We start from the raw sequence: 15,113 nt of genomic DNA, 5'->3' as shown, positions 1-15,113 counted from the left end.
AAGTTGGCCGGTGCGCCGCAGGGGGACGCGGGCCGCGCACCGGGGGATGACGCCGGTGCGCGGCACGGGTCACAGGCTATACGGGACTACTGGCCGACCCGGCCCGGCTGGAGCACCTTCGTGAACAGCACCGTGCCGTCCTGCTCACGCAGCCGCACCGTCATCTCGGCGCTGTCGCCGTCGATCTCGACCTCGCCGAAGAACTGGTAGCCCTCGGCGGGCGAGACGTTGGAAGCGGTCGGCGCCTTCACGAACACCCGCTCCGGACCGAAGGTGGCGTCGAGGGCGCTGGCGGGGAACGCGCCTGCGTTGAGCGGCCCGGACACGAACTCCCAGAACGGCTCGAAGTCGGTGAACGCGGCCCGCGAGGGCTGGTAGTGCTGGGCCGACGTGTGGTGCACGTCCGCCGTCAGCCACACCGTGCCGGTGATCCGGCGGTGCTTGACGAACCGCAGCAGCTCGGCGATCTGCAGCTCACGGCCCAGCGGCGCGCCGGGGTCGCCCTGCGCGATCGCCTCGATGTTCGGCTTGCCCTCGCCGCCGTCGGGCACGACCAGACCGAGCGGCATGTCGGCGGCGATCACCTTCCACACCGCACGCGACCGCGACAGCTCCCGCTTCAGCCACTCCAGCTGCTCGCGGCCCAGGATGCCCTGGGGGTCCACCTTCTCGGTGCCGGGGGAGTTGGCGTTGCGGTACGTGCGCATGTCGAGCACGAAGACGTCCAGCAGCGGTCCCTGGCGCAGCACGCGGTGCACCCGGCCCTCCCGCGCGCCGGGGCGCAGGGTGGAGATCGGGTAGTACTCGGCGAACGCGCGCCGGGCCCGCGCGGTCAGGACGTCCACGCTCTTCTCGGTGTAGCGGCTGTCCGTGTCCGCGATCACCTGCCCCGGGTACCAGTTGTTGCGCACCTCGTGGTCGTCCCACTGGATGATCGAGGGCACTTGGGCGTTGAAGCGCCGCAGGTTCTCGTCGAGCAGGTTGTAGCGGAAGTTGCCGCGGAACTCGGCCAGTGTCTCGGCGACCTTGGACTTCTCCTCGGTGGTGACGTTGCGCCAGGTGCTCCCGTCGGGCAGGGCGGCCGTCTCCTGGATGGGGCCGTCGGCGTAGATGCTGTCGCCGCTGCACAGGAAGAAGTCCGGGTCGAGGGCGCCCATGGCGTCGTAGATGCGGTAGCCGCCGAGGTCGGGGTTGATGCCCCAGCCCTGGCCGGCCAGGTCGCCCGACCACACGAAGCGCACTCCCTCGCGACGGCGGACCGGCACCGTGCGGAAGGTGCCGGGGACCGGCTCGCCCGTACGGCGCGGGTCGTCCGGGTCGGCGAGGAGCACGCGGTAGTGGACCTGCTCGCCGGGCGGCAGGCCGCGCAGCCTGGTCGTGCCGGTGAAGTCCGTGTCCCTCCCGAGGAGCGGGCCGTGCCATCTGCGCGGGTTGCGGAACGACTCCGTCGCGGACGTCTCGACGATCATCCGGGCCGGCCGGTCGGAGCGCACCCACACCAGGCCGGAGTGGGAGGTCACGTCTCCTGTCTGCACGCCCCAGCCCGCCGACGGCCGCCCGGAACGGGCGAACGCCGGCGCCGCACCGAGCGCGGTGGGCAGGGTCAGGGCCGCCGACGCGGCGAGGGAGCCGCGCAGCACACTGCGGCGGCCGGGCAACGGACGGTGTGACATGGATGCGCCTCCAGGGACGTCCAGGGACGGGATCCGGCCAGTGTCGCGACCGGTGTGCGGAGCCAGACCTACTGGTGCGGCGCGGCGGCCACGGAAATTCCGGGTGAACAGCGCGAACGCCCGTGCGCCCGCGCGGGAGGCGGGCGGTCTGCCTTCCCCACCCGAGCGCGGGAGGCGGGCGGCCGTGCCCCCGCGCGCCCCGCCGGCACGTCACACGGCCTCCGCCATCCGGCCCACCCCCGCGCGGATCCGCCCCGGCGTCAGGTGCGCGTACCCGAGCACCAGCCGCACCCCCTTCCCCGCAACCACGTCACCCTCCACCGCGCGCCCGTACGCGGCGAGTGGGCGGACCGCGACCCCGGCCTCCGCCACGCGCGCGAGGAAGCGCTCCTCGGGACCGAACCGCTCGGGAAGCGTGGCGATGGCGTGGAGGCCGGCGGCGATGCCGGTGACGCGGGAGCCCGGGAAGTGCTCCGCCAGGGCGGCGACCAACGCGTCCCGCCGCTCGCGGTAGGCGCGCTGGCAGCGGCGCAGTTGGCGGTCGTAGTCGCCGCGCTCCACGAACCGGGCGAAGAGGGCCTGGTCGAGCGTCGGATGACCGAGGTCCACCGTGCGTTTGCGCTCGATGACGTCGTCCGCCAGCCACTGGGGAACCAGCAGCCAGCCGAGCCGCAGTCCCGGCGCGAGGGACTTGCTGACCGAGCCCGTATAGGCGACGCGTTCCGGATCGAGCCCCTGGAGCGCGCCCACCGGGGCACGGTCGTAGCGGAAGTCGCCGTCGTAGTCGTCCTCGAGGACAAGGCCGTCCACTGTCCGCGCCCAGTCCAGTAGTTCGGCGCGCCGCCGCGCGGAGTAGGCGATCCCGGTGGGGAACTGGTGGGCCGGCGTCGTCACCACCACCCTCACACCCGAGGCGCGCAGCGGGCCGACGGCGAGTCCCTCGTCGTCCAGGGGCAGCGGCACCGTGTCGACGCCCGCCGACGTGTACAGGGCCTCGTGCTGCGGGCTGCCGGGGTCCTCGACGCCGGCGGTGCGCATCCCGCGCGCGTGGAGCACGTCCGCGAGCAGTGCCGTCGCCTGCGCGACCCCGGAGACGACCACGATCCGTTCCGGGTCCGCCACCACGCCCCGGCGCCGCGCGAGCAGCTCGGCGAGCGCGGTCCGCAGCCGGGGCAGCCCGCGCGGGTCGGGATAGCCGAGGCTCTCGTGCGGCAACTCCGTCAGCACGCCCCGCTGCGCGGCGGCCCACGCCGCGCGCGGGAAGAGCGACAGGTCGGGTGTCCCCGGCACGAAGTCGGCGTGCTCGCCCGGGGACCGGGGGGCGAGATCCCGCACACGGGGCCGTGCCGCCCGTACGGCGTCACCCACCCAGGTCCCCGCGCCGCGCCCGCTGCGCAGGTAGCCCTCGGCCGTCAGCTGCTCGTACGCCTCCGTCACCAGCCGCCGCGACACACCGAGGTCGCGCGAGAGGTCCCGGCTCGACGGCAGACGGGTGCCCGGCGTGAGCCGGCCGGAGCGGACCGCGTCCCGCAGCGCCGCCTGGAGGGAGCGGCCACGCGCGCGTGCCGGAGCCGAGACGGCGGGCAGCAGCAGCTCCCAGGCGGCGCTGCGCGCGGTCCCGTCGTCCGCAGCGTGGTCCGCGGTGTGGTCGGCCGTGCGGCCGGCCGTGTGGTCGGCGGTGCCCGGACGGACGCCGGGGCGGGCGCCCGGACCGGTCGACGACGTCATGAAAAGTGGCCCCCCGAGCCTCACGTCTCCTCAATCGTCCCCACTTTACGAGGGGTTGGCCCGCCCGGTGCGTAAACCGGAGTGACAGACCACAGCGAGGGGGCACGCAGATGCCGCGCCCCGGAATCGTACGCGCAATCCAGGAGCGCCCGTGGACGCCAAGAACCGTTTCGAGACGAAGACCACCTTCGCTCTCTCCCGACTCGAATGGCTGGGCTTTCTCGCCGTATCTCTCGTGCTCGCCTATCAGCATCTCGCGGAAATCCGCTGGGGTGTTTTCGTGCTGCTGTTCCTGGTGATCGACGTCATCGGTTATCTCCCCGGCGCGATCGCTTACCGGCGCGGCCCGGACCGACGCGTTCCGCGTGGCTGCTACGTGGCTTACAACACGATGCACAGCCTGGTCACGGCGGGTGTGCTGGCCGGTGCGTGGGCGCTGTTCGTCCGGCCCGAATGGGCCCTGCTCGCCCTTCCGATCCATCTCATGGGCGACCGGGCCCTGTTCGGCAACTCCCTCAAGCCCTTCGGGGTCTCCTTCGAACCGGAGACCGACCCGGCGTTCAGGGCGTTCGAGCAGCGGTATCGCACGGCGCCGGACGCCGGTCCGAGCACCGCCGCGCCGGCCCGCGGGGAGGACGCCGATGCCGTCCGTGCTTGACACGCTCGCCGCGCACAGCGACAACCCCAGTTCCTTTCTCGCTCTCAACAGCGGCAACGAGTACTTCCACGACGACCGGTTCGAGGGCGCCTGCGCCTATCGCACCTCCGGCCGATACGTCCTGCAATTCGGTGGCCCGTTCACCGCGCCCGAACACCGCGCCCGGCTGCTGGACGCCTTCGTCGCGCACGCCGGACGCCGCCTGGTCGCCGTGCAGTTGCAGCGGGCGGACGCCGAGCTGTACGCGGCGCACGGCTTCACGGTCAACCAGATCGGCGCGTCGTACGCCGTCGATCTGAGCCAGTTCACGCTGCGCGGCTCGCGCTTCGTCCGGCTGCGCAACAAGATCTCGCGCGCCCGGCGGGCCGGCCTGGAGATCACCGAGATCCTCGACGGCGACGACTGCGCCGAACTGGACCGGATCGACCAGTCCTGGCTGCGGCAGAAGGGCCGGCACGTCAAGGAGCTGCGATTCCTCGTCGGCCAGCGCAGCGGGAGCCTCCAGAAGCACCGCCGCCTGTTCTGCGGCCGGATCGACGGCGAGGTCGTCGGGTACATCAACTACTCGCCGGTCTACGGCAGCCGGCCCGGCTGGCTGCACGACCTCAGCCGACGCCGGCCCGACGCGCCGCCCGGCGTGATGGAGGCGCTCAACGCCACCGTCATGGAACGGCTGACCGCCGACGGCGCCGGCTGGCTGCACTTCGGCTTCACCCCGTTCACCGGGCTCGACCCGGAGCACGAACTACCCGGTGCCAGCCGTAGGTTCGCCCGGTTCGCCCGTTTCCTGGCCGAGCGCGGCGACATGATCTATCCGGCGGCCTCCCAGCTGGAGTACAAGCAGAAGTGGGCCCCGCACGTGGTCCTGCCGGAGTACATCGCCTTCCGCGGCAGGCCCCGCCCCGGCGCGGTCTGGCAGTTGCTGCGCGCCACCAACGCCCTCTGAGTCACCGCGTCCACGGCCGCGCCGGTGCCGCGCCGATTCCGTATTCACCCCACCCTGGAGGACCGCACGTCCATGAGATTCCTCGAGCGTGAACGCACCACCCTCGCAAAGCTGCTGCCTGAACTGGATCCCGCCCTGCGCGAGGTCCCGCTGATGGAACTGGAGCGGCCGGGCAGCCCGGGCATCCGGCACTTCCGGGACAGCGGCGGTCCAGGACTGCTCGTCCCCGAGTCCCACCAGGGCCGGGGCGCCACCGCGCTCGATGCCCTGCGCGTACAGCGGGCCATCGGCAGCCGCTCGCCGTCCCTGGCCGTGGCCACGACCATGCACCACTTCTCCATGGCCACCCTTGTCGGGCTCGGCGGCCTCGGCGACGGCCTGGAGTGGATGCTGATCGAGGGCGTGGCCTCGTCCAACCGCGTGATCGCCTCCGGCTTCGCCGAGGGCCGCAGCGGCGCGGGCATCCTCGACCCGTCGATGACCGCCACGGTGACCGCGGACGGCGTCCGGATCAACGGCGTCAAACGGCCGTGCAGCCTGGCCCACTCCATGGACGTGCTCACCGCCAGCGTGATGATCCCGCGCGAGGACGGGCAGGGCGACGAACTCGCCGTAGCCGTCGTGCCCGCGGAGAGCGAGGGGATGAGCGTCAGCGGCTTCTGGTCCAGCGCCTTCCTCGCCGGGGCCGAGAGCGAACAGGTCACGCTCACCGACGTCCTCGTCCCGCCGGAACTCCTGCTGCGCACCGGGACGACCTCCGGCGAACAGCTCGACGAACTGCAGACGGCCGGTCTGATCTGGTTCCAGACGCTGATGACGGGCAGCTACCTCGGCGCCGCGAGCGCGCTGGTGGAGCGGGTGCTGCTGAACGACCGCATTCCCGAGCACGAACGCGTACGCCTCTTCGTGGAGACCGAGGCCGCCATGGCCACCGCCGAGGGCGTCGCCCGGCGTATCGACGCCGGTGATCTCGACGAGTCGGCGCTCGCGCAGGCGTTGTACGTGCGCTACGGCGTCCAGGACGCCATCGCCCGGGTCGTCCCGCGCGCGGTCGAACTCCTCGGCGGACTCAACTTCATGACGTCCGACGAGGTGGGCCACCTGGCCGCCTGCGCCAACGGGCTCTCCCTGCACCCGCCGTCGCGCTCCCGGATGACCGCCCCGTTCTCCGCGTACCTGGCGGACCGGCCACTCGCCATCGCCTGACTCCGCCCCCCACCGTCCATCGGTGGGCCGAGACCCGTTGGGAGAACACACCCCCCATGCCGTCAGACAACCAGCGTCTCGCCCTCCTGCCCGTCGGCCGTACGGGACGGCGCGACCGTCCCTCCCTGCTGCTCACCGGCGGTTCCGGAGTGCTCGGGCGTGCCCTGATCGACGAGCTGTCACCCGACTTCGACCTGCTGTGCCTGCGCCGCAACACACCGTTGCGCGATCCGCGGGTGCGCGAGCTCCAGGGCGACCTGGTCGCTCCCCGGCTCGGCCTGAGCCCACTGGCCTGGCACGAACTGGCCCTCGAGGTGGACGTGGTGCTGCACTGCGCCGCCGAGACCAACTGGCGTACCCCGCCGCAGGACATCACGCGCACCAATCTGCGCGGTGCCGACAACGTGCTCGACCTGGCGGCCCGGGCCGATGCCCCGCTGTACCTGGTGAGTACCGCGTTCGTGGCCCACACCCCCACCGAGGAGGACCGCCGGCGCTTCCCGGGCGCAGCCGCCTACCTCGCCTCCAAGGCCAGGGCCGAACAGATGACACGCGAGGCGGGCGTGCCCGGCGCCATCGTCCGGCCCTCGGTCGTCATGGGTGACTCCGTCAGCGGGCGGATCGCCGGTCAGCAGGGGCTGACCAGGACGATCGGCTCGATGCTCCTGGGGCAGGCCCCGGTGCTGCCCGGAGCCCCCGAGACCCGGATCGACATGGTGCCCCAGGACTACGTCTCGCGGGCCATCGGCGACCTGGTCCGGGGCGGTGTGGCCGACGGCGAGTACTGGCTGACGGCCGGCAAGGAAGCCATGGGCCTGCGGGAGTTCGCCGACGTCTGCGCGGACGTCGCCGTACGCCACGGCCTGCCCCGGCCCCAGCGGCCCCGGCTCATCCCCGCCGATGCGGTGCACCGGCTGCTCCTGCCCATGCTGGAGGGCACCTCCTTGCGCGCGTCCCTCCGGCGGCGGCTGGAGTACTACGCGGAACTGCTGCTGGTGTTCCAGCGGGAGCTGCCGTTCGACACCTCCCTCGGCGAACCCGACTGCGGCACCCGCCTGACCCGGACCGACATCAGGGCCGCGCTCGTGCGCAACGCGGAGAGGTGGGCGGGGGACAGGGCCGGCCTGCTCACCCGGTACCGGACCGCCGCGGCCGCTCCGATGGAGGTGGCGTCATGACCGTGTCGCCCCCGTCCACCGGGCCTGCCGGACCGAGCTCCGACACCGCCACGCCGTCCTCCGCGTCCTCCACTCCGTCCTCCGGGTTCTCCACCCCGCGCGGCGGGACCGCCGCCCCGGCCGACCGGCCCGACATCGCGGACCTCTACCGCAAGCACATCGGCTCCGGCCGCGCCGTCATGGGCCGCGTCATGGGCGGCATGGCCGAGATCCGCTCCGAGGGCCCTTGGATCCACGCCGACGACGGCCGCCGCTTCCTGGACTTCGGCGGCTTCGGCGTCTTCATCATGGGCCACCGCCACCCGGCCGTCGTCGCAGCGGTGCACCGGCAGATCGACACCCATCCGCTGGCCAGCCGCGTCTTCCTCGAACCCGTCGCCGCCCTGGCTGCCCAGGCCCTGGCCGCCCGCACCCCGCCCGGCCTCGACTACGTCCACTTCGTCAACTCCGGCGCCGAGGCCACCGAGGCGGCCCTGAAACTGGCCCGCGCCCACGGACACACGTCGGTGATCACCACCCGCGGCGGCTTCCACGGCAAGACCCTCGGCGCTCTGAGCGTCACCGCCAACGCCACGTACCAGACGCCCTTCCAGCCCCTGCTCCCGGACGTCACCCAGGTGGCCTACGACGACCCGGCCGACCTCGAACAGGCGCTGGCCGCCCGCCGCGACCGGGCCTGCGTCATCGTCGAACCCGTCCAGGGCGAGGGCGGTGTACGCATCCCCCGCCACGGCTACCTCAGTCAGGTGCAGGCGCTGTGCCGGGAGTACGGCGCCCTGCTGGTCGTCGACGAGATCCAGACCGGCATGGGACGGCTGGGCACCTGGTGGGGCGTCGACGCCGAGGGCGTGCGTCCGGACGTGCTGCTCGTCGGCAAGGGACTCAGCGGCGGTGTCGTACCGGTCGCCGCGATGGTCGCCACCGCGGAGGCTTACGCCCCTTTCAGCAGGGACCCCTACCTGCACACCTCCACCTTCGGCGCCTCGCCGATCGCTTGCGCCGCCGCCCTCGCCACCCTACTGGCCATGGAGGAGGAGGACACCGTGGCCCGGGCCGCCGCGCTCGGCCTGCGCGTCCTCACCGCCGTACGGGACGTGTGCGCGCCGTACGAGGGTGCACTGGTCCGCGAAGTGCGCGGCCGGGGACTGCTGATCGGAATCGAATTCGCCGAAGAACAGGCGGTCGGCGAACTCCTGCTGGAGCTGATCTCCCGCGGCGTGCTCGTCAACAACTCCCTCAACTCGACCCGGGTGCTGCGGCTGACCCCGCCGGCGGTGATCGAGGACGCCGCCCTCGACCTCTTCCTCACCACCCTCGGCGCCGCCCTGCGCAGCACGGCCGACCGCATGACCGGCTGACACCGGCTCCCGGCGCCTGCTCCTGACACCGACGTCTGCCACCAGCTCCGGACGCCAGCGTCCGGAAACCCTCCTGGAAGGAACCGAACGACCCATGCGCCACGTGGTACTGCACGCCCTCGCCGACGGACTGGCACCCGCCGACGTCTACAGCCGCATCAGCGACTTCCGCCGCTTTCCCGAGTACAGCGACACCTTCCGCGAGGTGCACGTCGAGCCCCCGCTGCCCGACGGCTCCACGGTCTCGAACTGGACCGTCGAGTTCCGGGGCGGCCTGATGCGGTGGCGGGAACGCGACACCTACTCGCCCGAGACATGCACCATCGCCTTCGAACAGATCAGCGGCGACTTCCATGCCTTCGAGGGGAGCTGGCGCTGCGAACCGAGGGACGGCGGCACGCTCGTCGTCTTCACCGCGGCCTTCGACCTCGGCATCCCTTCCATGGCCGAGATGCTCGACCCGGTGGCCGAGTCGACCTTGCGTACCAACATCGCCCGCGTGCTGCGGGGCCTGGCGAACGCGGAGGTGATCGATGAGCGCGCGACTGCGGATCGTGACTGACCGGGCGGCCGTCGCGGGCGCCCCGCCTCCGGCCGCCGATCCGCCGCACGAGGAACCGCTGCACGAGGAACCGGGGCCGGGCGCCGCGCGCTGCCTCGGCCTCTACGCCAAGCTGGCCGCCGGGGTGACCGTCGTGACCGCCCGCGGCGCGGACGGCCCGCTCGGTATGACGGTGTCCGCCGTCACCTCGCTCTCCGCCCGCCCGCCGCTGCTGCTGGCCTGTCTGCGCGACGGCTCCCGCACCCTCGCCGCCGTCCGCGGCCGGCGGGCCTTCGCCGTGCACCTGCTGCGCGAGGAACAGCAGGAGCTCGCGGGCCGGTTCGCGTCCCCGGCGACGACCGCGGCCGAGCGGTTCGCCGGGACGGACACCCGGCAGGTGCTGGGCGTCCCCGTGCTGGCCGGCGCGCTCGCCTGGTCGGTGTGCCTGACCGAGGACGTACGCCGCTACGGCGACCACCACCTCGTCGTCGGCCGGGTCGCCGCCGTGCACGTGGGCGGCGGACGCCCGCTGCTGTGGCACGACCGCCGGTTCGGTGCGCTGACCGAGCCGGTGCCGGACGCCGCCGGATGACCGGGCCGCCGGCCGGAACGCCGTACTGGGACCCCGCGGAACTGCCGACGCAGCCCCAGTTGCACGGCGTGGTCACGGCCGACGTGGCCGTCGTCGGGGCCGGCCTGGCCGGGTTGTCCTGCGCCTATCACCTGGCGGAACGCGCCCCCGGGCTCGACATCGCGGTGGTGGACGCCGAGCACCCGGCCGCCGGCGCCAGCGGCCGGGGCACCGGGCTGCTGGGCCCCCGGGCCGGCCCCGCCGTCGACCGCGCGGTGCGCCGCTTCGGCCCGCAGGCGGCGCGCAGGATGCACCGGGCCAGCGAACGGGCGGTGCGGGACGTCCTCGCCCTGTGCGCCCGGCTCGACGTGCCCTGCGGGCTGCGGCCCGGTGAGCAACTGGTGGCCACGCGTTCGTCCGCGGGCCTGGTGGCACTCGCCCGCCAGGCCCGCGCCTGCCGCGAACTCGGTCTGGACGTCCCGGTCCTCTCCCCGGCCGGCATCCGCGACCGGGTCGGCGTGCCCTACCGGGCGGCACTTCTGCACCGCCCCGCCGCGACCCTCGACCCGGCCGCCCTGACCTGCGCCCTCGCCCGCGCCTGCGCCGACAAGGGCGTGCGGTTCTACGGCCGCAGCCCGCTGCTCGCCCTCCGCCCCGGCGACCTGGTCGGTCCCGAGCTGGTCCTCCCGCACGGCAGGCTGTACGCCGGTCAGGCGGTGCTGGCTGTCAACTCGGCCGCGCAGGCACTGGACCTGCCGGTCGGCACCGTCCTGCCGCTCGAGGTGTACGCCGTCGCCACCGAACCGCTGAGCGCCCCGGCCTACGAGGCCCTGGGCGGGCGTGCCGGACACTCCGTCGTCGACGCCGTTCCGATGGCGCCGTACTTCCGGCTGCTCCCGGACCGGGGCCTGGTGGCGGGTGGCGGCACCGTCACGGTCCCGGCGGGTGTCGGCGCTCCCCGTCTCCAGGCCGGCAGAGAGCGTGCCTGGGCCCGGCTGGAGAGATGGCTGCGGTCCCTGCATCCGGACCTCGCCCGGGTACGGGTCACGCACCGCTGGTCCGGCCGCATCGGCATGACGGGCGACGACCTGCCGGTGGTGGGGCCGGTGCCGGGCTTCGACGACGTCTGGTACATCGGCGGCTGCTGCGGACACGGACTCGCCCTGTCCGTGGCGCACGGCGCGCACGTGGCCGCGGCCCTGCTGGGTGAGCCGGAACCCGGTGAACCGCTCCCGTGGCACCGTTCCCGTGCCCCCCGCCTGCCCGCACGCGGGCCCGTTCGGCCCCTGCTGCGGGCGTACGTGGACGCGATGGGACGAATCGCGAGGCGCACATGCTGACGGCGGGCGCGGCCCGCATCCGTACCCCGGCTCCGCGGACCGCAGCCCCACAGACCCTCAGAATCCGACCAGGAGGTTCCACCATGCGACCCGACTTCGGTACGGACGGCCGCCTGCCGTCGTCCCCGTCCATGGGAACCGCAGATGTCGCCTTCCACCTGGCGGCGGGCGGCAGCCCCATCCCCCTCGCGCTCACGTTCGGGTTCGAAGGCCGTGCCCCCACCCTGGACTCCGTACGCGCGCGGGTCGCCGAACGCTCCCACCACGTCCCGACGTTGCGCTACCGCATCGCACGTGACCGCAAAAAGTTTCGGCGCGTGGACCGGATCGCGGTGGACCGGCATGTGCACGAGGCGTGGCTGCCCGAGGACACCGACGGGTCGGCGACCAGCCGCCTGATGCTGTCCCGGCCGATGAGTGAGGACGACCGGCCGCCGTGGGACGTGTGGCTGGTCCACGGCCCGGCGGGCCACCACACCCTGGTCTACCGAACCGACCACACCTTCCAGGACGGCATGGGCGCCGCCTACACGGCCCGCGCCCTCCTCGGAGACCACCCCGGGGGCGGACCGGCCCCACAGCATCCCGCCCGGCCCACCGCACACGGCCTCGCGGACGCCCTGGGCGAGGTGGTGGCCGCCTTCCGGGCGCCCACCCCGAAACCCGCGTTCGACGGAGAATTCACGGGCCGCTTCGACGTCTGCCACGCCGAAACCCCGCTGGCCCGGCTGCGCGCCATCGCCCGCGCCCACGGCGGCACGGTCACGGACGTCTACCTCGCGGCTCTGTCCCACGCCGTCCGCACCTGGTACCTGAAGGACACCGGCTCGGCCCATCCGCCGCTGCCCGTGTCGATCCCGATGTCGGTCCGGGCCCCGGGGGAGGAGTACGCCCCGGGCAACCGCATGGTCACCGCCCGGCTGCTGCTGCCCTGCGACGAGGAGTCACCCCAGCGGGCCCTGGCCCGGGTCGTCGCCCGCACGGGCCGGCTGCGGGAGAGCCGGCGGCGCGACGCCATGCGCCTGCTGCTGGCCGCGACCCCGCGGACGCTCGGTGCCACCGTCGGAACCCGCCTGGTCCGCGGGGCGTTCGTGGCCGGCCCGGTGAGCAGCGTGAACTTCGGCACGGCCCTGGTCCACCAGGGGGTCACGGCCCGTCGCGTGGCCGCCTTCGCCGGCGTCGCGTCGGGCATCCGGTGTGTGACGACGCTGACGAGCCAGCACGACACCGCGTGCCTGACCGTCGTTCACGACGAGGCCCTGGCGACCGCGGACGAACTTCCCGACCTGTGGCTCGCCGCGCTGCTGGAGTTGGAGCGGCCGTAGCCACGGCACCACGCGCAGGCCCCGGACGCATCGTCCGGGGCCTGCGCGTGGTGCCGTGTCAGAGGGTGCCGCGCAGCGTTCCGGTGATGAGGAAGACGCTCTCCGCGGCGGCCGTGCCGATCAGCGGCAGATACGGGGAGAGGCGCTCGACCGCGTACGGCAGCGTGAACAGGTCGGCGACCCCCGCGTCCCAGCCGTGCTCCGCCCACCAGCGCTCCGGCTCGGCGAGCTGCCAGTTCCAGGCCAGTCCGATCGTCGACAGGGCGTCCATGAAGGGCGCGACGAGCGGGGAGGACATGGTCGCGGAGTTCACGCACTCGGCGCCGAACATGCTGCCGGGCGCGGAGAGTTCGGTCATCGCGGCGACGACGGCCTCGACCTCCGGGGGCCGGAGGAAGTACAAGGGTGCCTCGCAGAGCCATGCGGTGGGCCTGCCGGGATCGAATCCCGCCGCCCTGAGTTCCTCTCTCCAGGATGCTGTGCCGTCGGCGTCGACGACGGTGCGGCGTCCGCAGGAGGGCCGGCTCAAGTCCAGTACCCGTTCCTTGAAGGCATGTACGGTCGCGTCCTCCACCTCGAAGACGTGCACCCCGGTCGGCCAGTCGAGCCGGAAGGCACGGGCGTCCAGGCCGGCGCCGAGCAGCACCACCTGGCGGCAGCCCGAACGGGTCGCGGCGAGAAGGTAGTCGTCGAAGAAGCGGGTGCGTACCACCTGATAGTCGGGCAGCAGGCGCTGCATCGGTCCGTCACCGGGCGGGCCCCCGTCGAACCCGGCCGAGTGGAGGAAGTCGGCGGCCCACGGGTCGCGGACGAGCGGCGAGGGCCGGAGGCTTTCCGCCGTGTGCGCGGCGGCCGTCCAGAGCGCCGCGCGTGGAATGCCGCCCGGGGCCGCGGCGGGCGGCGCGAACGGCGACTGCGGACGTGTGGATTCCGGCATGGGATCTCCTTGAGGTGGGGCGGGGTGGCTGTGCGGGCCCGGATCATCCGGAGCGGCGACGGCCCAGCAGGAAGGCCGCGGCACCCAGCGCGAGCAGGCTTCCCGAGGGGCGGGTGGGCCGCTGGCCGCCCATCGCGGCGGGGGTGCGCGGCTCGTGGATGTTCAGTGCGAACTGACGGTTGGCCACGTCGGAGAGGACGCCCCGGAGCTGTTCGGGACTGGTGACGGCGGCCAGCAGCAGCTCCATGGAGTTCCGGGCGAACTGGTTGCGGCCGAGGAACTCGCGGCCCAGCGCGAACAGGATCTTCGGTACCTCCCCCTGGAACACCTCGGGCAGCGTGATCTCGGGAGCCAGGCACCGCACCGAACCGTCGAGGTTCGCGAAGGACTTGCCCAGCAGTGAGACGGCCGGCGGCGAACCGATCCCGCGCTTGGTCGCCTTGGCCAGCACGGTGGTGAGCGCGACGCCGAAGTTCATGTCCTCCAGTGAGAGGTGGGAGACCTTGGGCACGAACGCGGCCATGTCGGCGGCGAACGCGGGCATGTTGGCCCACGGCGTCATCCGGCCCATCTCCGCCCAGTGCTGCGCCACCCCGGCCCCGTCGTTCTGCGCCAAGGTCATGAACAGCGGCAGCAGCTGAAGACTGGTCCTGCGGTCCAGGCGGCCGACCATGCCCCAGTCGATCAGCGTCGCGGGTCCGCCGGGAGCGGCGAAGACGTTGCCGGCGTGCGGGTCGGCGTGGAAGAAGCGATGGACGAAGTACCCGTGGTACATGAACCGCAGCAGGTCCTTGCCGATCTCCACGCGCTCGTCGTCCGTGAAGTGGGCGCGGTCGACGTGCCGCACCGACTTCCCGTCGGCCAGCGACTGGACGAGGACACGGGGGCTGGCGTGCAGTACGCGGGGCACCTCCAGCGAAGGGAACGACCGGACGTGCCCGCGGGCCTCGTCCATGTTGCGGGCCTCGCCGGTGAAGTCCAGCTCCGGCTCCATGGCGTCGAAGACCGAGCCGAGCATCGCCTCGATGTCGATGACCTCGTTGAACCGGGGCGCGACGCGGGCCACGATCTTCGACGCCCGGCGCATCAGGGCCATGTCCGCGAGTACGCCCTCGCGGATGCCGGGCCGCTGGATCTTCACCACGGCCGCGCGCCCGCCGGGCAGCGTCACGCGGTAGACCTGGGCGAGGGACGCCGCCCCGAGCGGTGCGACGGTCTCGATGTCGTCGAAGCGCAGCTTCCAGTTCGGCCCGAGGTCCCGGGCCAGTACCGGCTCGAACTCCGAGAACGGCTGGACGTCGACCTCGTCGTGCAGGTTCTGCAGTTCGTCCCGGATGGACTGGGGGACCATGTCGGGCCGGGTGGAGAGGACCTGGCCGAGTTTCACATAGAAGGGACCGAGGCTCTCCAGGGCGTGCCGGACCGCCTTGGCGCGGCGCTGCTCCGCCCCGGCGGTGGCGGCCGCGGACCCGGCGGAGACATCGGTGTCCTCCGCCGGGGACCGCGTGTCCCGCTTCGTACGCCTCCGCAGCCGGGCCGCCTGTCCCACCTCGTCGGCCACGAGGCCGCCCAGGACCCTGACCACGAGACGCAGCCGATCGCCGACGACAGACGTCATCGTGTGTGATCCTCCTCAGATCGGGACCCGGGTA

General features: G+C 73.1%; 13 protein-coding genes. 9 read left to right on the top strand and 4 right to left on the bottom strand.

Annotated features, from left to right (window positions below):
• Positions 1–86 precede the first annotated feature (86 nt).
• Positions 87–1,673, bottom strand: a complete 1,587-nt coding sequence (locus ACFIF2_RS11220) for an alkaline phosphatase D family protein (RefSeq protein WP_395572413.1) — start codon at positions 1,671–1,673, stop codon at positions 87–89.
• A gap of 210 nt (positions 1,674–1,883) precedes the next feature.
• Positions 1,884–3,401 (bottom strand): PLP-dependent aminotransferase family protein, encoded by a 1,518-nt coding sequence (locus tag ACFIF2_RS11215; protein WP_395572412.1) that lies wholly within the window; start codon positions 3,399–3,401, stop codon positions 1,884–1,886.
• 151 nt (positions 3,402–3,552) lie between these two features.
• On the opposite strand from ACFIF2_RS11215, the gene ACFIF2_RS11210 reads away from it, so the two are divergent.
• The 9 genes from ACFIF2_RS11210 to ACFIF2_RS11170 all read left to right on the top strand — a co-directional run bounded on the left by ACFIF2_RS11210 (position 3,553) and on the right by ACFIF2_RS11170 (position 12,524).
• Positions 3,553–4,059 carry a hypothetical protein gene (locus ACFIF2_RS11210; protein ID WP_395572411.1) on the top strand — a complete coding sequence of 169 codons (507 nt, stop codon included), beginning with the start codon at positions 3,553–3,555 and terminating at the stop codon, positions 4,057–4,059.
• Positions 4,043–5,005, top strand: a complete 963-nt coding sequence (locus ACFIF2_RS11205; RefSeq protein WP_395572410.1) for a bifunctional lysylphosphatidylglycerol flippase/synthetase MprF — start codon at positions 4,043–4,045, stop codon at positions 5,003–5,005. The genes ACFIF2_RS11210 and ACFIF2_RS11205 overlap by 17 nt, the downstream gene beginning before the upstream one ends.
• Positions 5,006–5,077: 72 nt before the next feature.
• The gene (locus ACFIF2_RS11200) at positions 5,078–6,211 is read left to right on the top strand and encodes an acyl-CoA dehydrogenase (protein ID WP_395572409.1); all 1,134 of its coding nucleotides are present in this window, start codon (positions 5,078–5,080) and stop codon (positions 6,209–6,211) included.
• Positions 6,212–6,267: 56 nt separating this feature from the next.
• Positions 6,268–7,389, top strand: coding sequence for an SDR family oxidoreductase (locus ACFIF2_RS11195; RefSeq protein ID WP_395572408.1), 1,122 nt, complete (start codon positions 6,268–6,270; stop codon positions 7,387–7,389).
• A complete protein-coding gene (locus ACFIF2_RS11190) occupies positions 7,386–8,747 on the top strand; it encodes an aspartate aminotransferase family protein (protein ID WP_395572407.1) in 1,362 nt (453 codons plus the stop codon). Before ACFIF2_RS11195 ends, ACFIF2_RS11190 begins: the two co-directional genes overlap by 4 nt.
• A gap of 94 nt (positions 8,748–8,841) precedes the next feature.
• On the top strand, positions 8,842–9,309 hold the full coding sequence (locus ACFIF2_RS11185) for an aromatase/cyclase (protein ID WP_395572406.1): 468 nt from the start codon (positions 8,842–8,844) through the stop codon (positions 9,307–9,309).
• Positions 9,281–9,880: a flavin reductase family protein gene (locus ACFIF2_RS11180; RefSeq protein WP_395572405.1), complete on the top strand. Its 600-nt coding sequence runs from the start codon at positions 9,281–9,283 to the stop codon at positions 9,878–9,880. Before ACFIF2_RS11185 ends, ACFIF2_RS11180 begins: the two co-directional genes overlap by 29 nt.
• The gene (locus tag ACFIF2_RS11175; RefSeq protein WP_395572404.1) at positions 9,877–11,199 is read left to right on the top strand and encodes an NAD(P)/FAD-dependent oxidoreductase; all 1,323 of its coding nucleotides are present in this window, start codon (positions 9,877–9,879) and stop codon (positions 11,197–11,199) included. Before ACFIF2_RS11180 ends, ACFIF2_RS11175 begins: the two co-directional genes overlap by 4 nt.
• An 83-nt stretch (positions 11,200–11,282) precedes the next feature.
• Entirely contained in the window at positions 11,283–12,524 is a 1,242-nt protein-coding gene (locus ACFIF2_RS11170) for a wax ester/triacylglycerol synthase domain-containing protein (protein WP_395572403.1), read from the top strand.
• Positions 12,525–12,582: 58 nt separating this feature from the next.
• Here ACFIF2_RS11170 and ACFIF2_RS11165 read toward each other — a convergent pair whose 3' ends face one another.
• Positions 12,583–13,461 (bottom strand): SAM-dependent methyltransferase, encoded by an 879-nt coding sequence (locus ACFIF2_RS11165; RefSeq protein ID WP_395572402.1) that lies wholly within the window; start codon positions 13,459–13,461, stop codon positions 12,583–12,585.
• A 43-nt stretch (positions 13,462–13,504) separates the two neighbouring features.
• Positions 13,505–15,079: an ABC1 kinase family protein gene (locus ACFIF2_RS11160; protein WP_395572401.1), complete on the bottom strand. Its 1,575-nt coding sequence runs from the start codon at positions 15,077–15,079 to the stop codon at positions 13,505–13,507.
• Positions 15,080–15,113 lie beyond the last annotated feature (34 nt).

It is taken from the genome of Streptomyces sp. BK79 (assembly GCF_044142145.1).
Taxonomy (GTDB): Bacteria; Actinomycetota; Actinomycetes; order Streptomycetales; family Streptomycetaceae; genus Streptomyces.
Note: the sequence above shows the minus strand (reverse complement) of the source record. Positions and strands in the feature narration are given on the sequence as shown.